The organism is Streptomyces sp. NPDC057280 (assembly GCF_042668605.1).
Lineage (GTDB): Bacteria > Actinomycetota > Actinomycetes > Streptomycetales > Streptomycetaceae > Streptomyces.
The window spans coordinates 1,538,863-1,560,206 of record NZ_JBHUYR010000002.1; the positions used below are offsets into that span (position 1 = coordinate 1,538,863).

Here is a 21,344-nt window from a genome sequence, read left to right on the forward strand (position 1 = left end):
ACGGCGACGGCGGCTCCGGTCGGCGGGTTCAGAACTCCTCCTCACGGGGCCGGTGCACCGCCAGCCAGCGTTCCGCGTACGCCACCGCGTCGGCCACCGGGAACAGCCGCGCGTCGGCGGCGCCCACCGTGCCCCGTACGACGGGACGGTCCCGTTCGAAGTCGTGGCCGAGTTCGTCGAAGCGGTCGGAGGTGATCGAGACCTCGGTCACGGTCTCCCAGCCGGCCGGGCCGGGGCGGCCGACCTTCACGAGCGGGGACGGTATGCGGTACTCGGCGAGGTGGAAGCTGGTGCAGGTGTCGTAGCCCGCGCCGAGCAGCAGCACGCGCGCGTGGAGCTCTTCGAGGCGGGCCAGGGGGCTGCGCTCGCCGAGGCGGCAGTCGGTCGCGTGCCCGTCGGTCACCTCACGCGCGCGGGCGCCGAGTGCCGCGAACGACGTCTGGGGGTGCGCGCTGCGCAGGGCGCCGGGCCAGGTGCGGACGGTCTCGGGGATCACCCCGACCCCGCGGCTGGGGGTGATCAGCGGGTCGTAGGCCGGCATGGCCGTGCGGATCGTGCCCCACCACTCCTCCGGCACCGGCGGGTTCTCCCACACGGCCGGGTCGGAGAGGTCGCCGGTCTGGGTGGGGACCACCAGGGTGCCGTTCGGACCCAGCACGTCGAGGAGTGCCTGGACGACCGCTACAGGTCCGCCGCAGACCCAGCCGAGGGACTTCAGGGAGGAGTGGACGAGCAGGATCTCGCCGTCGCGCACACCCAGCTCGCGCAGCTGGGCGGCGAGGGTGCCGCGGGTGACAAGAGGGCCGGTCGGAGGGGGTACGGACATGGTTTCGGAGTGTCCCCGAAGAGGGCGTGCGATGCCACCGAATTGATCGATCAAAGATCGTTTCCGCAGGTCAGGTCAGCCTTACCTAAGTGATGCACTCCACCGTTGATCGATCCGGACGCGGCTTGCCCGGCTCTGAGGAATTACGCAACAATGGCGTTGTGAAAAACGTCGGCGAGGCTCGGGAGACCCCCACGGGGGCCCCTCAGGAGGAGCTCGCGACCGGGGAGCGCTCGACGCGCAACCGGGTCGCGCGATCCATCCTGGACCACGGGCCGTCGACCGTCGCCGAGCTGGCCGGCCGCCTCGGCCTGACCCAGGCCGCCGTACGTCGGCATCTCGACGCGCTGGTCGCCGACGACGTCGTGGAAGCGCGCGAGCAGAAGGTCTACGGCGCGCGCACGCGCGGACGGCCCGCCAAGGTCTTCGCGCTCACCGACTGCGGCCGGGACGCCTTCGACCAGTCCTACGACAAGCTCGCCGCGGACGCCCTCAACTTCATCAGGGAGCGCTTCGGCGGGGACGAGGCCGTCGTCGCCTTCGCACGCGCCAGGATCGCCGAGCAGGCGACCGCGTACCGGCGGGCCATCGAGTCCGCCGCCCCCGAGGAGCGCACCGAAGCCCTGGCCAAGGCCTTGAGCGCGGACGGGTACGCTGCTACGGCGCGCAGCGCACCGGTCGGCGAGCAGCTGTGCCAGCACCACTGCCCCGTCGCCCACGTCGCGGAAAAGTTCCCGCAGCTCTGCGAGGCGGAGACCGAGATCTTCTCCCAGCTGCTCGGAACGCACGTCCAGCGACTGGCGACCATCGCGCACGGTGACGGCGTCTGCACGACGTTCATCCCCAAGATTTCCCACACCACACACAACGCATCTGCAAGCACGGCCGGGAGGAACCCCGCATGACTCTCCCCATCGAGGAGACTGCCCACCCCGAGCTCGAGGGCCTGGGTAAGTACGAATACGGCTGGGCGGACTCCGACGAGGCCGGCGCCTCTGCCAAGCGTGGTCTGAGCGAGGACGTCGTCCGCGACATCTCCGCGAAGAAGTCCGAGCCGGAGTGGATGACCAAGCTCCGTCTCAAGGGCCTGCGCCTGTTCGACAAGAAGCCCATGCCGAGCTGGGGCTCGGACCTGTCGGGCATCGACTTCGACAACATCAAGTACTTCGTGCGCTCCACGGAGAAGCAGGCGGAGTCCTGGGAGGACCTGCCCGAGGACATCAAGAACACGTACGACAAGCTCGGCATCCCCGAGGCGGAGAAGCAGCGCCTCGTCGCCGGTGTCGCGGCCCAGTACGAGTCCGAGGTCGTCTACCACCAGATCCGCGAGGACCTGGAGGAGCAGGGCGTCATCTTCCTCGACACCGACACCGCCCTGAAGGAGCACCCGGAGCTCTTCAAGGAGTACTTCGGCACCGTCATCCCGGTCGGCGACAACAAGTTCGCGTCGCTGAACACCGCGGTTTGGTCGGGCGGCTCCTTCATCTACGTCCCGCCGGGCGTCCACGTGGAGATCCCGCTCCAGGCCTACTTCCGCATCAACACGGAGAACATGGGCCAGTTCGAGCGGACCCTGATCATCGTCGACGAGGGTGCCTACGTGCACTACGTCGAGGGTTGTACGGCCCCGATCTACAAGTCGGACTCCCTGCACTCCGCGGTCGTCGAGATCATCGTCAAGAAGAACGCCCGCTGCCGCTACACGACCATCCAGAACTGGTCGAACAACGTCTACAACCTGGTCACCAAGCGCGCCGTGGCGTACGAGGGCGCGACCATGGAGTGGATCGACGGCAACATCGGCTCCAAGGTCACCATGAAGTACCCGGCCGTCTACCTGATGGGCGAGCACGCCAAGGGCGAGACCCTCTCCATCGCCTTCGCGGGCGAGGGCCAGCACCAGGACGCCGGCTCCAAGATGGTCCACATGGCGCCGAACACCTCCTCCAACATCGTCTCCAAGTCGGTGGCGCGCGGTGGCGGTCGTACGTCCTACCGCGGTCTCGTGGAGATCGGCGAGGGCGCCCACGGCTCCAAGTCCAACGTGCTGTGCGACGCGCTGCTCGTCGACACCATCTCCCGCTCCGACACGTACCCCTACGTGGACGTCCGCGAGGACGACGTGTCCATGGGCCACGAGGCGACCGTCTCCAAGGTCTCCGAGGACCAGCTCTTCTACCTGATGAGCCGCGGTCTCTCCGAGTTCGAGGCGATGGCCATGATCGTCCGCGGCTTCGTCGAGCCCATCGCGAAGGAGCTGCCCATGGAGTACGCCCTCGAGCTCAACCGGCTGATCGAGCTCCAGATGGAAGGCGCGGTCGGCTAAGCGACCGCCGTCTCCGTCAAGTCACTTACGTAGGAAGAGAGCAGACCGACAGCCATGGCTGAGGCTCAGAACATCCCGGTGGGGTCCACCACCGCCGGCTCGATCGCGGTGGCCGCCGAGTCGACCGTCGCCACGCGCATGAGCGCGCCCCCGTCCTTCGACGTGCAGGACTTCCCCGTCCCGCACGGCCGCGAGGAGGAGTGGCGGTTCACCCCGCTGGAGCGCCTGCGCGGGCTGCACGACGGCACCGCGGTCGCCACCGGTGACGGTGTGAAGGTCGACGTCCAGGCCCCCGAGGGCGTCACCGTCGAGACCGTGGACCGCGGCGACGCGCGCCTCGGCAAGGCGGGCACCCCGGTGGACCGCATCGCCGCCCAGGCGTACTCGGCGTTCGAGAAGGCCGGTGTCATCACCGTCCCCAAGGAGACGGTCCTCACCGAGCCCATCCGGATCGCCGTGCACGGCGAGGGCGGCACCGCCTTCGCCCACCAGGTGATCGAGCTGGGCGCCTTCGCCGAGGCCGTCGTCGTCATCGACCACACCGGTGACGCCGTCCTCGCCGCCAACGTCGACTACCTCCTCGGCGACGGCGCCAAGCTGACCGTCGTCTCCGTCCAGGACTGGGACGACAAGGCCGTGCACGTGGCGCAGCACAACGCGCTCGTCGGCCGCGACGCCTCCTTCAAGTCCGTGGTCGTCACCTTCGGCGGCGACCTCGTACGGCTGCACCCGCGCGTGTCCTACGCCGGCACCGGTGGCGAGGCCGAGCTGTTCGGGCTGTACTTCACCGACGCCGGTCAGCACCAGGAGCACCGCCTCCTGGTCGACCACAACACCCCGCACTGCAAGTCCAACGTCGTCTACAAGGGCGCGCTCCAGGGCGACGACGCGCACGCCGTGTGGATCGGTGACGTGCTGATCGAGGCCAAGGCCGAGGGCACCGACACCTACGAGATGAACCGGAACCTCGTCCTCACGGACGGCGCCCGGGTCGACTCCGTGCCGAACCTGGAGATCGAGACCGGTGAGATCGTCGGCGCCGGCCACGCCTCCGCGACCGGCCGCTTCGACGACGAGCAGCTCTTCTACCTGATGGCCCGCGGCATCCCCGCCGACGAGGCCCGTCGCCTGGTGGTCCGCGGCTTCTTCGCCGAGCTGGTCCAGCAGATCGGCGTCGAGGACATCGAGGCGCGCCTGCTCGAGAAGATCGAGGCCGAGCTGGAGGCCACGGTCTGATGGCTTACGTACGCGCCTGTGGGCTGAGCGAGCTGGAGGAGAACACCCCGAAGCGGGTGGAACTCGACGGCACGCCGGTCTCGGTCGTGCAGACCGAGGGCGAGGTGTTCGCGATCCACGACATCTGCTCCCACGCGAACGTCTCCCTCTCCGAGGGCGAGGTGGAGGACTGCCAGATCGAGTGCTGGCTGCACGGCTCCAGCTTCGACCTCCGCACCGGCAAGCCGTCCGGCCTTCCCGCGACGCGCCCCGTCCCCGTATACCCCGTAAAGATCGAAGGGGACGACGTGCTCGTCTCCCTCACCCAGGAGTCCTGAGGCACCCATGGCAACGCTTGAAATCCGAGACCTGCACGTCACCGTCGAGGCCGACAACGCCACGAAGGAGATCCTCAAGGGCGTCGACCTGACCGTGAAGCAGGGCGAGACGCACGCCATCATGGGCCCCAACGGCTCCGGCAAGTCGACCCTCGCCTACTCGCTGGCCGGTCACCCGAAGTACACGATCACCGGCGGCACCGTCACCCTCGACGGCGAGGACGTCCTGGAGATGTCCGTCGACGAGCGCGCCCGCGCGGGCCTGTTCCTGGCGATGCAGTACCCGGTCGAGGTCCCCGGCGTCTCCGTCTCCAACTTCCTGCGCACCTCCGCCACCGCCATCCGCGGCGAGGCCCCCAAGCTGCGCACCTGGGTGAAGGAGGTCAAGGAGGCCATGGAGCGCCTCAACATGGACCCGTCCTTCGCCGAGCGCAACGTCAACGAGGGCTTCTCCGGCGGTGAGAAGAAGCGTCACGAGATCCTCCAGCTCGAACTGCTCAAGCCGAAGGTCGCGATCCTCGACGAGACGGACTCCGGTCTGGACGTCGACGCCCTCCGCATCGTCTCCGAAGGCGTCAACCGCGTCCGCGAGACCGGCGAGGTCGGCACCCTGCTGATCACGCACTACACGCGCATCCTGCGCTACATCAAGCCCGACTTCGTCCACGTGTTCTCCGGCGGCCGGATCGTCGAGTCCGGCGGCGCCGAGCTCGCCGACAAGCTGGAGAACGAGGGCTACGAGGCATACACGAAGGGTGGCGTATCCGCGTGACACAGCTGCCGGGCCTCCTCGACACAGAGGCGATCCGCAAGGACTTCCCGATCCTGGACCGCCTGGTCCACGACGACCGGAAGCTCGTGTACCTGGACAACGCGGCGACGTCGCAGAAGCCGCGCCAGGTACTGGACGCCCTGAGCGAGTACTACGAGCGCTACAACGCCAACGTCCACCGCGGTGTGCATGTGCTCGCCGAGGAGGCCACGGCGCTGTACGAGGGCGCGCGCGACAAGGTCGCCGCGTTCATCAACGCGCCCTCACGAGACGAGGTGATCTTCACCAAGAACGCCTCCGAGTCGCTCAACCTCGTGGCGAACATGCTGGGCTGGGCCGACGAGCCCTACCGCGTCGACTCCGAGACCGAGATCGTCATCACGGAGATGGAGCACCACTCCAACATCGTGCCGTGGCAGCTGCTCGCGCAGCGCACGGGCGCGAAGCTGAAGTGGTTCGGCCTGACCGACGACGGCCGCCTCGACCTGTCCAACATCGACGAGATCATCACCGAGAAGACGAAGATCGTCTCCTTCGTGCTGGTCTCGAACATCCTCGGCACGGTCAACCCGGTCGAGACGATAATCCGCCGCGCCCAGGAGGTCGGTGCGCTCGTCTGCATCGACGCCTCCCAGGCGGCGCCGCACATGCCGCTGGACGTGCAGGCCCTCCAGGCCGACTTCGTGGCCTTCACCGGCCACAAGATGTGCGGTCCGACGGGCATCGGCGTGCTCTGGGGCCGCCAGGAGCTCCTGGAGGACCTGCCGCCGTTCCTCGGCGGCGGCGAGATGATCGAGACGGTGTCGATGCACTCGTCGACGTACGCGCCGGCGCCGCACAAGTTCGAGGCGGGCACCCCGCCGATCGCGCAGGCCGTGGGCCTGGGCGCGGCGATCGACTACCTGAACTCGATCGGCATGGACAAGATCCTCGCCCATGAGCACGCGCTGACCGAGTACGCGGTGCGCAAGCTCAACGAGGTCCCGGACCTGCGGATCATCGGCCCGACCACGGCCGAGGACCGGGGCGCGGCGATCTCCTTCACCCTCGGTGACATCCACCCGCACGACGTGGGCCAGGTGCTGGACGAGCAGGGCATCGCGGTCCGCGTGGGACACCACTGCGCCCGCCCGGTCTGCCTCCGGTACGGAATTCCTGCCACCACGCGAGCGTCGTTCTATCTGTACTCCACGCCTGCCGAGATCGACGCACTCGTCGAGGGGCTGGAGCACGTACGGAACTTCTTCGGCTGAGAGGCTGTCGTGAAGCTGGATTCGATGTACCAGGAAGTCATCCTGGACCACTACAAGAACCCGCACGGGCGTGGTCTCCGGGACGGCGACGCCGAGGTGCACCACGTGAACCCGACGTGCGGCGACGAGATCACCCTGCGCGTGAAGTACGACGGCACGAAGATCGAGGACGTGTCGTACGAGGGCCAGGGCTGCTCCATCAGCCAGGCCTCGGCCTCGGTGCTGAACGAGCTGCTGGTCGGCAAGGACCTGTCCGACGCGCAGCAGATCCAGGAGACCTTCCTGGAGCTGATGCAGTCCAAGGGCAAGGTCGAGCCCGACGACGCGATGGAGGAGGTGCTGGAGGACGCGGTCGCGTTCGCCGGTGTCTCCAAGTACCCGGCCCGGGTGAAGTGCGCCCTCCTCAGCTGGATGGCGTGGAAGGACGCGACGGCCCAGGCCCTGGGCGGAGCCGACGCCGAAAGGAAGACGGCATGAGCGAGACGCTTGAGATGAAGCCGGCCTCGGAGGAGGAGATCCGCGAGGCGCTGTACGACGTCGTCGACCCCGAGCTGGGCATCGACGTCGTCAACCTGGGCCTGATCTACGGCATCCACATCGACGACGCCAACATCGCGACGATCGACATGACCCTGACCTCGGCGGCCTGCCCGTTGACGGACGTCATCGAGGACCAGGCCAAGTCCGCCACGGACGGCCTCGTCAACGAACTCCGCATCAACTGGGTCTGGATGCCGCCGTGGGGCCCGGACAAGATCACGGACGACGGCCGCGAGCAGCTTCGGGCGCTCGGGTTCAACGTCTGACAGAGCGTGTGTGAAGGGGCCGTGGCCGTGTGCCGCGGCCCCTTTCGCATGCTCAGGCCAGCCCCGCCACCAGGCGGAAGGCGGAGTCCTGGCGGTACATGTCGTTGTACTGGTACGGGTCCAGTTTGAGCTGGAAGTTCTGGTGGCGCAGGAAGCGGCCGGGGTAGTTGACCGACTCCAGCATGATCGCGCCGGGGGCGGACGACGGGCGGGGGCAGAAGGTCGCGTCCTGGCGGAACAGCGGGGAGCCGTCGTTGCGGTTCGCCACCAGGACGAAGCTGCGGTGGCGCAGGTACTGGCCGTCGTCGGTGGCGAAGGAGTAACAGGTGCTGTCCGCCAGGCCCTTGACCAGTTTGAAGGTGGAGTCCTCGCGGGACTCCGAGCCGCCGACGGGGTCGAGCTTCACGTAGCCGCCGCTCACGTGCCAGTAGCGATCGGGGTAGTTGACCGAGCGGACGGAGCGCCAGGTGGTCGCCGGCTTCGGGGCCGACGAACTCGGTTGCGAGGCCGGGGGCTTGGTCGTGGAGTGCGCCGCCGGGGACGGGGACGCGGAGCCCTGTTGGTGCGGGGCCGGGGTCGTGGCCTCGTCGGTGGTGAGGCCGCTCTTCCCCTTCGGCGGCGTCACCTCCGGCTGCGCCGGGGTGCCGAACGAGAGCAGGCCCGGCTGGGTCGCGGTGCCCGCGGGCGACGGCTGTGACAGGGCCTCAGGTCCCCTGTCCGTCCAGGCTATCGCCGTCACGCAGGCGATGATCGTGGCCACCGCCATGGCGCCCGCGAGATAGAGGCGCCGGGTACCGGGGGCTCGGGACGTGTCGGGGACCCACCCGTTCTCCCAGGGCTGGGGAGGACGGGGCTGATTTTCTGGCATGCGCGGTTCCTCCGGCGGAGCCCATGGCAAGGCCGAGGCTGTAATGGGGAGTGTGTGAACGGTGAAGCACACGGCACAGTAGTGGAAGGGCTTACTTCGCAGCAGCCCTTTCAGCGAGCGGTTTCCATATCGTTCTCCACGGATCGTTCACAGCATGGCCAGTTGGCGGCAACGTCTGACGTGCGATCAGATGCGCCGACGGTGACTACTCGCTCTCTTGCCTCGTTGTGTACGGCCGTACGCATCATGTGTACACTCGTACACATGGGATATGTGCTGCTGATCGGGGCCATCGCGGCCGAGGTGGGCGCGACGACCGCGATGAAGTACAGCGAGGGGTTCAGCAGGCTGCTGCCCTCGCTGCTGACCGTGCTCGGGTACCTGGTCTCGTTCGCACTCCTCGCGCAGACCCTGCGGACGGTCGCGGTCGGCACCGCGTACGCGATCTGGGCCGGCGTCGGCACCGCCTCCATCGCCGCCATCGGGATGGTGTTCCTGGGCGAGGGCATGACGGCCGCCAAGGCCGCCGGAATCGTGCTGATCATCGTCGGGGTGGTCGTGCTGAACCTGGGCGGTGCGCACTGATGGGCCGGCGCTACGATCCCGAGCGCCGGCAGCGGATCATCGACGCGGCGATCCGGGTCGTCGGCGAGAAGGGGCTGGCCGGGCTGAGCCATCGCACGGTCGCCGCCGCGGCCGATGTGCCGCTCGGATCGACGACGTACCACTTCACGACCCTCGACGAGCTGATGGTCGCGGCTCTGCGGCAGGCGAACGAGGGCTTCGCCAAGGTGATCGCGGCGCGCGGCGGCCTCGAGGACCCGCGCGCCGACCTGGCCGCGGAGCTCGCGGGCTGGATGGGCGAGTGGCTCGCCGGTGACCGTACCGGTGTGGAGCTGGAGTACGAGCTCTACCTCGCCGCGCTGCGCCGCCCCGCCCTGCGCCCGGTCGCCGCCGAGTGGACCGAGCGGCTCGTCGACCTGGTGGCCCGCCGCACCGATCCGGGCACGGCGCGGGCGCTGGTCGCGCTGATGGACGGCATCTGTCTTCAGGTGCTGCTGACGGACGGGCGGTACGACGAGGAGTACGCGCGCGAGGTGCTGGCGCGGATCATTCCGCCCCGCTCAGACGCCTGACCGTCGCCAGCGCCGCCGCCACGCTCCCCGCCACGTCCGTCACCGGGTACTGCACGTCCCGGACCACCCGCTCCCGGTCGACCACGAGGGTGAGCCGCTTGAGCCGGCTCGCGCCCGCCGCGCGGAACGTCGGCAGGCGCAGCGCCGCGATGAGGGACAGATCGGCGTCGGAGAGGAGAGGGAAGCCCAGGTTCTCCTTCTGCGCGAACGCCCTTTGTTCGTCCGGGCGTTGGGTGGAGACGCCGTGCACCGTGGCGCCGGCCGCGGTGAATTCGGGGCGGCGGTCGCGGTAGATGCAGGACTCCAGGGTGCAGCCCGGGGCGCCGGGGACGTCCGACCAGCCGGGCGGATAGGAGTCGGCGCGGGCGTACGCGCCGGGGAAGCCGTACAGGACGGTGTACGGGGTGCCGTCCGCGACCGGGTCGCGCAACTCGCCGTGATCGTCCAGGAGTCGGAGCTCGGGGAGGCGCGTGCCGATGAGCTCGTGGACCCGCCGGGCCTCCGTCGAGGCCTCGGTCGCGGTGGCCGTCGTAGCGCCGTCGCCGAGGACCCAGGCGTCGCCCCAGTCCTGGAGGGCGACGAGGACGGGGAGCAGGGCGTGGCCGCGGGGCGTGAGCCGGTACTCGTACCGTACGGGCCGCTCCTGGTAGGGCACACGGGTGACGACGTCCGCGTCCACGAGCAGATGCAGCCGCTCGGTCAACACCTTTCTGGACACGCCGAGTTCGCGTTGGAGCTCGTCGAAGCGGTGCACCCCGCGGGCGGTGTCGCGGACGATCAGCAGGGTCCACCAGTCGCCCACGACGTCCAGGGCCTGCGCGATGGCACAGGTGGAGTCCTCCAGGCTCGTCCTGCGGGCCATGGTGTTCCGTCCCTTCGTTCGCCGGAGTCCGGTGCGGGGGCTGTCGGAGTCCGGTGCGGTGGGCTGGTGCGGCGTTGACTCGAGGCTGTCATGTTGACATAGTCAGTTCCCAAAAGGAACTTACCAGGGGGGTGCGGTGCGAGCGCTGCGAGAGGTGCCGCGGGCGGTGTGGCTGCTGGCCTGCGGCACGTTCGTGAACATGGTCGTGAGTGTCGGGTTCGCGTTCGTGTTCCTGTACGCGACCGGTCCGCGGGGGCTGGGGGCGGGGGCGGCCGGGGTGCTCGTCGGGGTCGGGGGTGCGGGGCTGGTCGCGGGGAACTTCACCGGCGGCTGGTACGGGGACCGATTCGGGCATCGCCGGGTGCTGTTGTGCGCGGCCGTGGTGGCGGGGGTGCTGCTCGCGGCGGTGCCGGGGGTGCCGACGCCGGCGTTGTACGGGGTCTTGCCGGTGGCGCAGTACGCGTCCGGGGTGCAGCGGGCCGCGCAGTCGGCGCTGGTCGCGGTCATCGTGCCGGAGGGGGTGCGGCGGCAGGCGTTCGCGGTGGTGCGGGCGGCCGCGAACGGGGGGTTCACGGTGGGGCCGGTGCTGGGGGCGCTGGTCGCGACGCGGTTCTCGTACGACTGGCTGTATGTCGGGGAGGGGGTGGGGAGCGTGGGGCTGGCGTGGTGGACGGCTCGGGTGGTGCCGGCGGTGCGGGGGGTGACGCGGCGGCGTGGTCGGAGCGGGCCGGGCGGGCACGGCGGGCCGGACGGGGGTGTCCGGGGCGCGTTGCGGGCACGGCCGGGGGTGTTGGTGTTGCTGCCGGCGATCGTCGTCATCGACGTCGTCTACCGGCAGCAGTACTCGACGTTTCCCGTCTTCCTCGCGGATCACGGGATGGACGCGCGGGTCTACGGGACGCTGCTCGCCGTCAACGGGGGGATTCTGCTGTGTCTGGAGGTGCCGGTCGCGGTGGTGCTGCGGAAGCGGTCGCCGTTGCGGGTGGTGGGAGTGGGGCTGGTGTTGGTGGGGGCGGGGTACGGGGTGCTGCTGGTGGGGGTGGGGGTGGGCAGCGCGGTCGTGATGATGGCGTTGCTGACCTTGGGGGAGGCGTTGTACAAGACGACGGCCACGGCGTATGTCGCTGATCAGGCGCCGGAGCATGTGGTGGGGCGGTTTCAGTCGTTGTATGCCGGGGCGTCGATCAGCGGGGTGGTGTTGGCCGCGCCGTTGGGTGGGGGGCTGTACGCGGTGGCGCCGGGGGTGGTGTGGCCGGTCTGCGCGGCGCTGGGGGTGGGGGCGGGGGTGGCGGTGCTGGTGGCAGGCCGTGTTCTTCGCCCCCGCCGCCCCTACCCGTTCCCATCCCCGGGGGCTGCCGCCCCTTCGACCCCGCCCCGGGGGCTCCGCCCCCTGGATCCCGGTCGGCGGTGAGGGGGACGACAGTCGGGCGGGCGCGGGTGCGTTGTGGCTGGTCGCGCGGTTCCCCGCGCCCGTGAGGGCGTTGCAGTCCGCGGCGCGCGCCAGCGGATCGCGCACCCCGGCGCGGCCCCGACCCGCGACGAAACCCTTGGGCGGGCCCGCCACCTGAGACGCACCCGCCGCTGGTTAGCCTCCGTGGGCCCCGGGCGGTTAGGTTGCCCTCATGACCGACACGAACGCTCCTCGTACGACCGGCGCTGTGGCCGCCGGGCTTGCCACCATCGCCGCTGACGGCACCGTCCTCGACACCTGGTTCCCCGCGCCCGAGCTGACGGAGGAGGCCGGGCCCTCCGGCACCGCGCGGCTCTCCGCCGAGCAGGCCGTCGAGGCGCTCGGTGCGGGTGCCGCCAAGGCGATCGGGACGGACGCGCGGCGTGGCGTCGAGGTCGTCGCGGTTCGTACGGTCATCTCGTCGCTCGACGCCAAGCCCATCGACGCCCACGACGTCTACCTGCGCCTCCACCTCCTCAGCCACCGGCTCGTCAAGCCACACGGCCAGAGCCTCGAGGGCATGTTCGGCTTCCTCGCCAACGTCGCCTGGACCTCCCTCGGCCCCGTCGCCGTCGACGACGTCGAGAAGGTGAGGCTCAACGCCCGCGCCGAGGGGCTGCACCTCCAGGTGACGTCCATCGACAAGTTCCCGCGGATGACCGACTACGTCGCCCCCAAGGGCGTCCGCATCGCCGACGCCGACCGCGTCCGCCTCGGCGCGCACCTCGCCGAAGGCACCACCGTCATGCACGAGGGCTTCGTCAACTTCAACGCCGGCACCCTCGGCACGTCCATGGTCGAGGGCCGTATCTCCGCCGGTGTCGTCGTCGGCGACGGTTCCGACATCGGCGGCGGCGCCTCCACCATGGGCACCCTCTCCGGCGGCGGCAGCGTCATCATCTCCATCGGCGAGCGCTGCCTCGTCGGCGCCGAGGCCGGTGTCGGTATCGCGCTCGGCGACGAGTGCGTGGTCGAGGCCGGGCTGTACGTCACCGCCGGCACCCGTGTCACCATGCCCGACGGGCAGATCGTCAAGGCCCGCGAGCTCTCCGGCGCCTCCAACATCCTCTTCCGCCGCAACTCGGTCACCGGCACGGTCGAGGCCCGCCCGAACAACGCGGTGTGGGGCGGTCTGAACGAGATCCTGCACAGCCACAACTGATCAGAGACCTCGGGCGAGGCCGCCTTCCCGCCGGACCCCTCGGAGTGCGGCCTCACCCCGGATTCAACGGCTCCGCGCCCGCCGTGCGGCGCCACGTCGGCGTCTTCACGGACCCGGTCGGCGCGCGGCCGTTGTACCAGCGCTCCTCGGGTTTGTCCCGCAGTGGACGGACCTCGGTGAGCAGGGCGGCGATGCCGCCGAACAGGGCTGCGGCCAGGGTGAGTTGAAGGCGTCCGCGAGTCCACTTGAGATGATCCCGCTGTCCCCCCACGGATATCGCGTGCGCGGTCAGCTCGGCGTAGCGTTCCGCAACATCGCGAAGTCCGGCTCGCGCAGGCCGATTCGGGGATCCACGTGGTGCAGCAGGGCCGGGCCGGGATGGTGCTCGGCCACGAACGCCTCGTCCGCGGCGCTCTGTTCGTCGTCCACCCACGCGAAGGGCCTGCCCTCGGCGTACGCCACGATCGCCTCCGTCTTCCAGTGCACCCCGTCCGGGCGGTGGACGAAGAGACGGTCGCCGAAGTCGACGTAGGGAAGCTCGGGAAGTCCGACGACCGGGGCGATCCAGCGGTTGGCCGCGTCCATCCACGTCGTCGCCCAGCACAGGTCGTACGGCAGGGAGAGGAGGGCCGGGCCGTGGGACGGGTTGAGCCACACCCGCAGCGGGCGGCCCGGACGCAGGGCCACCCGGATCGTCGTGTACCCCTCGGGTCGGCGCTCGGGCTGCGCCGCGTACGGGTTCAGGGGGCCGTCGACGTCGAGGAAGAGCAGAGGGCGGCTCACCGGATCACCGTACGACAGGGGAGGGATGCGGATCGCTGAAATTTTCTGTGCACGGCAGGCATAGCGGGACGTGGCCGGGCGCGTCACAAGGGGCGGAGGGGACGGACACCGGGTCCGTTCCGGGGACGAGCCCCGGGGGCAGCGCCCCGGGAAGAGAAGGTGACGATGGATGCCGAGGCGCAGGACAGTTTCCGGGAGTTCGTGGAGCACCGGTCGTCCGCGCTGCTGAAGACGGCCGTGCTGCTCAGCGGCGGCGACCGGCACACCGCCGAGGACCTGCTGCAGAACGCGCTGATCAAGGCGGCCGGCCGCTGGCACCGCATCGACGAGCCCGAGGCGTACGTACGGCAGATCCTCTACCGGCAGCAGATCAGCCGCTGGCGGCTGAAGTGGCCCAGACGCGAGCTCAGCGTCGCCGAGCCGCCGGAGGGCCGTACCGCGGACGACGACTCGTCGGCCACCGAGGTGCGCCTGGTGATGCGGAGCGCGCTCGCGCGGCTCACCGCCCGCCAGCGCACCGTGCTGGTGCTGCGCTACTTCGAGGACCTCCCGGAGGCGGACGTGGCCCGCATCCTGGGCTGCTCGGTCGGCACCGTACGGTCCACCACCCACCGCTCGCTCGCCCGCCTGCGCACCCTCGCGCCCGAACTGGCCGCCCTGAACGCCCCGAGCCGGCCGTCCCGTGACTTCGCACCCGTGGAGGTACGTCCGTGAACGTCGAGGATCTCGTACGTGACTCCCTGCGCGACCTGGCCGGTGAGCAGGAGCCGGCGGCGCCGGGATTCGCCGACCGGGTGCTGGCCGTGCGCCGGCGCCGGCGGACCCGCACCTTCGCGTCCGTGGCGGCGGCCACCGCGGCCGTCATCGCCGTCTCGGTCGCGGTGCCGCAGCTGGTCTCGGGCGGCGGGGACGACGTACGCCCGAGCGGGGTGACCGGGGGGCAGTCGCTGCCGGTGACCGCGATCTCGGCCGGGCGGACGGTGGTCGCCGCCTACTACACGACGGCGACCAGGAAGACCGGCAAGGGCGAGGCGGTCGCCGAACGGACCTACCGGCTCCTCGACCCGTCGACCGGCCGGTACAAGAAGGACACCCGATGGTCCTACGTCGCCGTCGCGCCCGGTGCCAAGACCGCCGCCGTCCTCGAACGGGCCCTGCCCGCCTCCCGGGTCGGGCTGCTCGACCTCACGACGGGGAAGGTCAAGCAGTGGTTCGACATCAGGATGGGGGTCGGCGGGCTGTCGTTCTCCCATGACGGGACCAAGCTGGTCATCACGACGTACGACGAGAACCCGGACCGGCGGACCGAGGTCAAGAGCGCCGACGGCGGCGCGAGCGCCTGGACAGCGGACTGGACCACCTCCCGGAGCGGATACATGATCTTCGACGTGGCGAGCCACGACGGAGCCTGGTGGCAGATCAAGTCGAGCCGTGACGTCCCGAGCCGCGCCGACTTCGCCTTCACCGACGACGACAAGGCGCTGTACGCGCGGATCATCGGTGGCAAGGACGGCATGGAGGAGTTCTACGACCTCTCCGGCAAGAAGATCACCGCGCCCGCGAAGGAGAAGTACCTGCGCTGGGACGTCCCGGCCCGGATCTCCCCCAACGGTGAGCTGGCCGCCCTCGGCCTCACCAAAGAGGTCAACATGGGCAGGAACCTCCCCGGCAAGTCCTACTCCTCGATCCGGAACCCGCTCACCGGCAAGGAGATCACCAAGGTCCGCGGCGCCCACCTGCTCGCCTGGGTGGACGACAAGCGCCTCATCGCCTGGGAGCGCACCACCCCCCTGAAGAACGCCGGCTACAAGGACCACCTCGTCCTCGTCACGATCGGCAGCGAGAAGGTCGTGCCGCTGAGCGGCGAGCGCGATCCCGACGACGGTCAACAGCGCCTGGCCTGGGAACCGGTCTTCGCCGAGCGCTGACGCTGAGGGCTGATTCAGTTGCGGCGGAGCTCTTCGTACGCCGCCAGCAGCCCGTCGACCGTCTCCCGGCCGGCGGGCAGCAGCGGTGCGCGGACCGGGCCCGCGGGCAGGCCCAGTTCGTTCAGAAGGGCCTTCGCCGTGACCGTGCCGGGCAGGCCCGCCGACATCATCAACTCGATGAGAGGCGTTGCCTGTTGCTGGCGGCGGGCCGCCTCGGCCGTGTCGCCCGCGTCGAACGCGTCCAGGACGGAACGGAGTCGGGCCGGGGCGACGTTCGCCACCGTGCTGATGTATCCCGCCCCGCCCACCGCGTACAGCGCGAGGTTGTGCTCGTCGCAGCCCGCGTAGTACGCCAACTCCGTGCGGGCGATGACCTTCTGGGCGGCGAGGAAGTCGTAGGAGCAGTCCTTGACCGCGACGATCCTCGGGTGCTCGGCGAGTCGGATCAGGGTGTCGGGCTCGATGCGGGTGCCGGTGCGGCCGGGGATGTCGTAGAGGGCGATGGGCAGGCCGGAGGAGTCCGCGATCTGGCGGAAGTGCGCCTCCAGGGCGTCCTGCGGGGGCTTGCTGTAGTACGGGCTGACCAGCAACACCCCGTCCGCGCCCGCCTTTTCGGCCTCCAGGGCGAGTTCGACGGTGTGCCGGGTGTCGAAGGTGCCGATGCCGGTGAGGATCGACGCCCGGGTGCCGACGGCTTCCCGCACCACCCGGACGAGGTCCGCCTTCTCGGCGTCCGACGTGGTCGGCGACTCGCCCGTGGTGCCGGACAGGACCAGGCCGTCGCAGCCCTCCGCCACCAGCCGCTCGGCGAGCCGCTGCGCCCCGGCCAGATCGAGGGCGCCGCCCTCGGTGAAGGGCGTGATCATCGCGCAGAGGGCGCGGCCGAAGAGCGGGGCGGGGGAGCCGGAGTAGGTCATGGGAGTAGTCTCGGCACAGTCATCGTGAAGCTCCACTTAATTCTTCTACGATGTATTGCTAAGCATTGCTGAGAGGTGGGTCCGGGGCAGGCCCTATGTCCAAATCGGCCCCTCATGGGTCACCATGGCCAGGACGGTCATCGGCCCCTGGTCATGGGAGGCGTCATGAAGCTCGGCAAGGCACTCGCCACCGGCGTCGCGGAAGAGCGGGACCGCGCGGCAGAAGCGGAAGAACCCGTGCTGGAACTTCCCGAGGAGATCGTGGAACTGAAGGCGCCCGAAGAGGTACCGGCCGCCCGATGAGGCTCCGGCTTCCGGAGGAACGCCCGACGGAGCCGCCGACCGGATACAAGATCGCCCACCCGGTGCTGTCCCACGACGGCACCCGGGCCGGGTTCACCGGGGTGTCACTGGGCGGCGCGCTGCCGTACGGAGTCCTGGCCGACGCGTCCTGCGTCTACGGCCTGCGGCACCCGGCACCGCACCGCCGCTGCGACTGCGGCTTCCACTGCGTCCACGACCGTACGACAGCGGAGGCGCTGCTCTGCACCGCCGAGCACCGCGCCGCCGTCCTGCTGGAGGTCCTGGTCCTCGGCCGCTACCTCCGCTTCGAACTCGGCTACCGCTACGCCCGCCAGCGCGTCCGCACCGCCACCGTCGGCCCCTGCGCCTGCGGCGCGACCGCCTCCGCCCTCGCCGACGCCGGCTGGGGCCGACCGGGCTGGCGCGGCCTCGCCCCGTCCTGCGCGGCCTGCCTACGGGGTCGTACGTCCGTCTCGCTCGCCTCCTTCGCGCGGCTGGCGGGGGAGGGGCTGCGGGTGGTGGCGGGCAGCGGGAGCACGGCACCGGCGGACCTCGGTGTCTCCGAACTCGCCGCGGAGGCGGCCCTGTTGCAGGCACGCCTCGACTGGTTCCAGACCCAGCTGGCGCGGCTCGGGGAACGGGGACCGGAGGCGGGTTCGCAGGGGTAGTGGCGACGGGTCCGGGTACTCGGGCGGTCCGAAACCGAGAGGAGGCGGACACCGTGACCCAGACCCAGGAGCCCGGGCAGGCCCAGCGCTCTGTCGGCGAACTCGTCGGCCAGGCCACCGAGCAGCTCTCCCAGCTCGTACGACAGGAAGTGGCCCTCGCCAAGGAGGAACTCGCCGAGAAGGGGCGGCGGGCCGGACGCGGCGGCGGCATGATCGGCGCCGCCGGCGCGGTCGCCTACGCCGGCCTGCTCGCCCTCGCCGCGACGGCCGCCGCCGCCCTCTCGCTGACGCTGCCCGTCTGGGCCGCGGCGCTCATCGTGACGGCCGTGCTGTTCGCGGCCGCCGCGCTGCTCGCCGCACGCGGCCGTGCCCAGCTCCGCCGCGCCGCACCCCCCACACCCGAGCAGGCCCTCGGCAGCGTCAGGGCCGATGTCGAGGAGATCAGGGAAAGGGCGCACCGATGACGGACCGGACGACGCCGGACGTGGGCAGCGGGGCCAAGGGGCCCGAGGAGCTGCGCGAGCAGATCGAACAGACTCGCAGTCAACTCGGCGACACAGTGGAGGAGTTGGCAGGAAAGATGGACGTGAAGGGCCGAGCGCGGGCGCGGGCGGCAGACCTGAGGGACAAGGCGGGCGCGATGACCGTGCAGCTGCGCAGCACCGCGGCGCAGGCCGGCCACACGGCCCACGACCGGGCCACGCACGCCGGCCACACCCTGCACGACCGGGCCGCGCAGGCCCGCCACACGGTGCAGGACAAGGCCGCGCAGGTCGGGCACAAGGTCCAGGACCGGGCCACGAAGGCCGGCCATCAGACGCAGGACCGGGCGACGAAGACCGGTCACGAGCTGCAGCACCGGGTCGAGCACAGTGTTCCGCAGCCCGCCCGGCCCGTCGTCCGGGCAGCGGTCCGGCATCCGCGCCCGGCGCTCGTCATCGGCGCCGCCCTCGCCGCGGTGGTCGTGGTGTCATGGCGGTACCCCAAGAGGTGACTTGACCTGAATCGCGGTTGAGGTTGGAGGGTCGTCGGTACACGCATCCGGCACTCGAAAGCGGAGACCGACATGACCCGTCGTACCGGCGACCACCCCGACCTGACCGACCCGCGCGTCGGCGCGCCCTTCTTCAGCACCTGGCGCGTCGGCACGCCCGAGCGGCAGCGCCTGGCGGTGGAGGCGATCGCACGGACCTGGGAGCGCCGGGACTGGCCGGCCGCCGGGCTGCTCGGCTACCACGTCTACGCCGGGCACGACGGCTCCACGCTCCTGCACCACTCGCAGTGGACCAGTGAGCCGGCGTACGAGGGGTTCGTGAAGACCCAGCGGCAGGAGCGCGTCGACGAGGTCGACACCGCCGTACCGGGCATCGAGCGGGTCCGGCTCGACCGCTTCCGCCGTTACCGCAGCCTCGCCCAGGAGGGCGACACGCGCGTGCCGGGGTGCGTCGTCATCGTCGACGTCGAGTTCGAAGGGCCCGACGCGCAGCGGCAGCGCGAGTGGGTCGACGCCGTCTTCGAGGCGCTGGAGAACGAGCCCGCCCCGCACCCCGGTGGCATCGCCGCCCACTTCCACCTCGGCACCGACGGCACGCGCGTCCTCAACTACGCCGAGTGGGAGACCGCCCAGGCCCATGTCGACGCCCTGGCCGCCCCCGGCGACGGCGTCGGCTCGGCGACCGAGCTGTGGAAGCGGGTCCAGAACTGGCCGGGGCTCAAGAGCAGCACCGTCAGCCGGTACGAGCACGTGCTCGGGCTGACGCCCGCGTGACGCGGCCAGGCCCGGCTGGACGCAGCGTCCGGCCGGGCCTGGGGAGCATCCCGCCGTTACGGCTTGAAGCGCAGGACCTGCGGGTCGTGGTCGCTGATCTGGTCGTTGAACTCCGAGTTGACGTGCACGCTGTCGTACTCGAAGTCGCAGCCGCGCCGGATCGACGGGGAGACCAGGATCTGGTCCAGGACCTGGGTGTTGCCCTGGTAGACGTACGAGTAACGCTCGCTCCTCGGCAGCGACTTGATCGCCGACCACAGGGCGCCGTCCGACTCCAGGATCTTGGCGGTGTCGGAGAACTCGAAGTCGTTGATGTCGCCGAGCGCGATGACGTCCGCGTTCTTCTGGGTGTCGAGGATGTCCTTGACGAAGGCGTTGACCAGGGTGGCCTGCTTGTGGCGCTGCACCTCCGAGCTGCGCGGCACCGGCTGGGTCGCCGAGGTCAGACCGTAGTCGCCGCCCTTGGAGTTGAAGTGGTTGGCGATCACGAAGACCGTACGGCCGCGGAAGACGAACTCGCCGACCAGCGGCTTGCGGCTGGACGTCCAGGCCTCGTTCGCCGGGTCGATGCGGCCGGGGGAGACCGTCAGGGCCGCCTTGCCGCGCTCCCTGGTCACCCCGACGGCGGTGGTGGCGTCGCCGCCCGCGCGGTCGGTGAAGGAGACCCGCTCCGGGTTGAACAGGAACACCTGGCGGATGTTGCCGCCCGGCTCGCCGCCGTCCGTGCCGTCCGTCGGGTCGATGGAGCGCCAGTCGTACGCCGGGCCGCCCGCGGCCGTGATCGCGTCGATCAGCTTCTGCACCGTCTGGTCGGCGGCGACCGTACCGTCGTTGGTAGCGCCGTTGTTGTCCTGGATCTCCTCCAGGGACACGATGTCGGGCGACTGCAGGTTGTTCACGATCGCGGCGGCGTGCGCGGCGAAGGTGTCGTCGGACGGGTCGAGGTTCTCGACGTTGTACGTCGCGACCGCGAGCTCGCCGCGCTTCTGCTTCTGCGTCGTCTCGCGCTCGGTGCCGCCGCTCTTCAGCGTGCCGATCGTGTTGGCGACGAGGGTGTAGCCGCCGAACTGGTTGTAGTCCAGCGGGCCGGTGGTGGCGCCCTCCAGGACGTCGCCGACGTTCGCCTTCGGGAAGGCGGCGGTCGAACCGAGCGACTGGATCTGCAGGCGGCCGGTGTTCTGGGAGTCGTAGGAGCCGTAGACCGTGCCGCCGCGGCGGGTGGCGTTCTCGCGCGGCTTCACCGTCACCCACAGTTCGGTGTACGGGTCGCTGGCGCCGACCACGCGGGTGTCGGCGACCTGGACGTTCTCGCCCTCCAGGGACTCGTAGTAGTCCAGGGCGTACTTCGACGGCTCCAGGGTCAGGCCGTTGATCGAGTTGCCCGCGGCGGCGTCACCGGCCGGGACGTAGGCGGCCGGGACCGACTGGGCGTCCACGACCACGGGGGCCGGGACGGCGTTGCCGCTGGAGACGACCGTGGTGGTCGGCTTGGTGATCTCGGTGATCGACTGGTTGCCGGAGGTGGTGCCGCCGGGGACGTACTCCGAGACCGTGCCGGACACCGTGACGAGGTCGCCGACGGCGACGCCCTTCGGGGTGGAGCTGGTGAAGACGAAGACGCCCTCACTGGTGGCGGGGTTGTCGTCCGCGTTCGGGTCCTGGATCCAGAAGCCCTTGGACGAGCCGTACGTGCGGATGCCGGTGACGATGCCGGACACGTCCGCGACCTTCTGGCCGGCGTACGGGGATATCCGGGTCGTGCCCTGGATGTCATGGATGCGCACGGAGTCCGCGTGCGCGGGGGAGATCAGGACGACCGTGGATGCGGCGGAGCACACGGCGGCGACGGTGAGCGCGGCGAGGCGCGCGGAAGACTTGCTCGGCAACGGGATCCCTCCGGGGACGATCTGGTGCGCCGGGACGAGGGTGGAGCGTGGAACGGTGGGAGCCGCGACCGGTGGGG

At 70.4% G+C, this 21,344-nt stretch carries 26 protein-coding genes; 19 read left to right on the forward strand and 7 right to left on the reverse strand.

Going from position 1 to position 21,344, the window contains the following annotated elements:
* Positions 1 to 28: 28 nt before the first annotated feature.
* Entirely contained in the window at positions 29 to 826 is a 798-nt protein-coding gene (locus ACFUO4_RS17505; protein WP_383485257.1) for an aminoglycoside N(3)-acetyltransferase, read from the reverse strand.
* A gap of 161 nt (positions 827 to 987) precedes the next feature.
* On the opposite strand from ACFUO4_RS17505, the gene ACFUO4_RS17510 reads away from it, so the two are divergent.
* The 8 genes from ACFUO4_RS17510 to ACFUO4_RS17545 are packed head-to-tail and all read left to right on the forward strand — an operon-like array spanning position 988 to position 7,536.
* Complete coding sequence (locus ACFUO4_RS17510) at positions 988 to 1,731, forward strand: metalloregulator ArsR/SmtB family transcription factor (protein ID WP_126271197.1); 744 nt, start codon at positions 988 to 990, stop codon at positions 1,729 to 1,731.
* Positions 1,728 to 3,152: a Fe-S cluster assembly protein SufB gene (sufB, locus tag ACFUO4_RS17515; protein ID WP_079308854.1), complete on the forward strand. Its 1,425-nt coding sequence runs from the start codon at positions 1,728 to 1,730 to the stop codon at positions 3,150 to 3,152. The genes ACFUO4_RS17510 and sufB overlap by 4 nt, the downstream gene beginning before the upstream one ends.
* Before the next feature lie 54 nt (positions 3,153 to 3,206).
* Complete coding sequence (sufD, locus tag ACFUO4_RS17520; protein WP_079308855.1) at positions 3,207 to 4,388, forward strand: Fe-S cluster assembly protein SufD; 1,182 nt, start codon at positions 3,207 to 3,209, stop codon at positions 4,386 to 4,388.
* Positions 4,388 to 4,705, forward strand: a complete 318-nt coding sequence (locus ACFUO4_RS17525) for a non-heme iron oxygenase ferredoxin subunit (protein WP_079308856.1) — start codon at positions 4,388 to 4,390, stop codon at positions 4,703 to 4,705. The genes sufD and ACFUO4_RS17525 overlap by 1 nt, the downstream gene beginning before the upstream one ends.
* Positions 4,706 to 4,712: 7 nt before the next feature.
* On the forward strand, positions 4,713 to 5,477 hold the full coding sequence (gene sufC / locus ACFUO4_RS17530; protein ID WP_079308857.1) for a Fe-S cluster assembly ATPase SufC: 765 nt from the start codon (positions 4,713 to 4,715) through the stop codon (positions 5,475 to 5,477).
* Complete coding sequence (locus ACFUO4_RS17535; protein ID WP_079308858.1) at positions 5,474 to 6,730, forward strand: cysteine desulfurase; 1,257 nt, start codon at positions 5,474 to 5,476, stop codon at positions 6,728 to 6,730. The genes sufC and ACFUO4_RS17535 overlap by 4 nt, the downstream gene beginning before the upstream one ends.
* A 9-nt stretch (positions 6,731 to 6,739) precedes the next feature.
* Positions 6,740 to 7,207 carry a Fe-S cluster assembly sulfur transfer protein SufU gene (gene sufU / locus ACFUO4_RS17540; protein ID WP_079308859.1) on the forward strand — a complete coding sequence of 156 codons (468 nt, stop codon included), beginning with the start codon at positions 6,740 to 6,742 and terminating at the stop codon, positions 7,205 to 7,207.
* Positions 7,204 to 7,536, forward strand: a complete 333-nt coding sequence (locus ACFUO4_RS17545) for a metal-sulfur cluster assembly factor (RefSeq protein WP_079308860.1) — start codon at positions 7,204 to 7,206, stop codon at positions 7,534 to 7,536. The genes sufU and ACFUO4_RS17545 overlap by 4 nt, the downstream gene beginning before the upstream one ends.
* 52 nt (positions 7,537 to 7,588) lie before the next feature.
* Here the strand turns inward: ACFUO4_RS17545 and ACFUO4_RS17550 are convergent, their stop codons facing one another.
* A complete protein-coding gene (locus ACFUO4_RS17550) occupies positions 7,589 to 8,404 on the reverse strand; it encodes an AbfB domain-containing protein (RefSeq protein WP_383485269.1) in 816 nt (271 codons plus the stop codon).
* A 264-nt stretch (positions 8,405 to 8,668) separates the two neighbouring features.
* On the opposite strand from ACFUO4_RS17550, the gene ACFUO4_RS17555 reads away from it, so the two are divergent.
* Both ACFUO4_RS17555 and ACFUO4_RS17560 read left to right on the forward strand, forming a co-directional pair.
* Positions 8,669 to 8,989, forward strand: coding sequence for a multidrug efflux SMR transporter (locus tag ACFUO4_RS17555; protein ID WP_079308862.1), 321 nt, complete (start codon positions 8,669 to 8,671; stop codon positions 8,987 to 8,989).
* Complete coding sequence (locus ACFUO4_RS17560; protein WP_383485273.1) at positions 8,989 to 9,540, forward strand: TetR/AcrR family transcriptional regulator; 552 nt, start codon at positions 8,989 to 8,991, stop codon at positions 9,538 to 9,540. Before ACFUO4_RS17555 ends, ACFUO4_RS17560 begins: the two co-directional genes overlap by 1 nt.
* On the opposite strand, the gene ACFUO4_RS17565 is transcribed toward ACFUO4_RS17560, so the two are convergent.
* Positions 9,515 to 10,402, reverse strand: a complete 888-nt coding sequence (locus tag ACFUO4_RS17565; RefSeq protein WP_383485276.1) for a winged helix-turn-helix transcriptional regulator — start codon at positions 10,400 to 10,402, stop codon at positions 9,515 to 9,517. The genes ACFUO4_RS17560 and ACFUO4_RS17565 overlap by 26 nt on opposite strands.
* Positions 10,403 to 10,538: 136 nt before the next feature.
* Here ACFUO4_RS17565 and ACFUO4_RS17570 point away from each other — a divergent pair, with 136 nt between their 5' ends.
* A complete protein-coding gene (locus ACFUO4_RS17570; RefSeq protein WP_383485279.1) occupies positions 10,539 to 11,813 on the forward strand; it encodes an MFS transporter in 1,275 nt (424 codons plus the stop codon).
* Between the two features lie 211 nt (positions 11,814 to 12,024).
* Positions 12,025 to 13,014: a 2,3,4,5-tetrahydropyridine-2,6-dicarboxylate N-succinyltransferase gene (dapD, locus tag ACFUO4_RS17575; protein WP_079311750.1), complete on the forward strand. Its 990-nt coding sequence runs from the start codon at positions 12,025 to 12,027 to the stop codon at positions 13,012 to 13,014.
* Between the two features lie 52 nt (positions 13,015 to 13,066).
* On the opposite strand, the gene ACFUO4_RS17580 is transcribed toward dapD, so the two are convergent.
* Positions 13,067 to 13,285 (reverse strand): hypothetical protein, encoded by a 219-nt coding sequence (locus ACFUO4_RS17580; protein ID WP_383485282.1) that lies wholly within the window; start codon positions 13,283 to 13,285, stop codon positions 13,067 to 13,069.
* A 17-nt stretch (positions 13,286 to 13,302) separates the two neighbouring features.
* Positions 13,303 to 13,797, reverse strand: coding sequence for a hypothetical protein (locus ACFUO4_RS17585; protein WP_079311748.1), 495 nt, complete (start codon positions 13,795 to 13,797; stop codon positions 13,303 to 13,305).
* A 165-nt stretch (positions 13,798 to 13,962) separates the two neighbouring features.
* On the opposite strand from ACFUO4_RS17585, the gene ACFUO4_RS17590 reads away from it, so the two are divergent.
* On the forward strand, positions 13,963 to 14,511 hold the full coding sequence (locus tag ACFUO4_RS17590) for a SigE family RNA polymerase sigma factor (RefSeq protein ID WP_383485285.1): 549 nt from the start codon (positions 13,963 to 13,965) through the stop codon (positions 14,509 to 14,511).
* Positions 14,508 to 15,725 (forward strand): WD40 repeat domain-containing protein, encoded by a 1,218-nt coding sequence (locus tag ACFUO4_RS17595; RefSeq protein WP_383485288.1) that lies wholly within the window; start codon positions 14,508 to 14,510, stop codon positions 15,723 to 15,725. The genes ACFUO4_RS17590 and ACFUO4_RS17595 overlap by 4 nt, the downstream gene beginning before the upstream one ends.
* A 14-nt stretch (positions 15,726 to 15,739) precedes the next feature.
* Here the strand turns inward: ACFUO4_RS17595 and dapA are convergent, their stop codons facing one another.
* Positions 15,740 to 16,642 carry a 4-hydroxy-tetrahydrodipicolinate synthase gene (gene dapA / locus ACFUO4_RS17600; RefSeq protein WP_383485291.1) on the reverse strand — a complete coding sequence of 301 codons (903 nt, stop codon included), beginning with the start codon at positions 16,640 to 16,642 and terminating at the stop codon, positions 15,740 to 15,742.
* Between the two features lie 165 nt (positions 16,643 to 16,807).
* Between dapA and ACFUO4_RS17605 the strand changes: the two genes are divergently transcribed.
* The 5 genes from ACFUO4_RS17605 to ACFUO4_RS17625 all read left to right on the forward strand — a co-directional run bounded on the left by ACFUO4_RS17605 (position 16,808) and on the right by ACFUO4_RS17625 (position 19,381).
* On the forward strand, positions 16,808 to 16,945 hold the full coding sequence (locus tag ACFUO4_RS17605) for a hypothetical protein (RefSeq protein ID WP_179143557.1): 138 nt from the start codon (positions 16,808 to 16,810) through the stop codon (positions 16,943 to 16,945).
* Positions 16,942 to 17,613, forward strand: coding sequence for a hypothetical protein (locus ACFUO4_RS17610; RefSeq protein ID WP_383485293.1), 672 nt, complete (start codon positions 16,942 to 16,944; stop codon positions 17,611 to 17,613). Before ACFUO4_RS17605 ends, ACFUO4_RS17610 begins: the two co-directional genes overlap by 4 nt.
* 53 nt (positions 17,614 to 17,666) lie before the next feature.
* The gene (locus tag ACFUO4_RS17615; RefSeq protein ID WP_079311746.1) at positions 17,667 to 18,077 is read left to right on the forward strand and encodes a phage holin family protein; all 411 of its coding nucleotides are present in this window, start codon (positions 17,667 to 17,669) and stop codon (positions 18,075 to 18,077) included.
* Positions 18,074 to 18,607, forward strand: coding sequence for a DUF3618 domain-containing protein (locus tag ACFUO4_RS17620; RefSeq protein ID WP_079311745.1), 534 nt, complete (start codon positions 18,074 to 18,076; stop codon positions 18,605 to 18,607). Before ACFUO4_RS17615 ends, ACFUO4_RS17620 begins: the two co-directional genes overlap by 4 nt.
* 72 nt (positions 18,608 to 18,679) lie before the next feature.
* Positions 18,680 to 19,381: an antibiotic biosynthesis monooxygenase gene (locus ACFUO4_RS17625; protein WP_383485296.1), complete on the forward strand. Its 702-nt coding sequence runs from the start codon at positions 18,680 to 18,682 to the stop codon at positions 19,379 to 19,381.
* A gap of 56 nt (positions 19,382 to 19,437) precedes the next feature.
* On the opposite strand, the gene ACFUO4_RS17630 is transcribed toward ACFUO4_RS17625, so the two are convergent.
* A complete protein-coding gene (locus ACFUO4_RS17630; protein WP_383485299.1) occupies positions 19,438 to 21,267 on the reverse strand; it encodes an endonuclease/exonuclease/phosphatase family protein in 1,830 nt (609 codons plus the stop codon).
* Positions 21,268 to 21,344 lie beyond the last annotated feature (77 nt).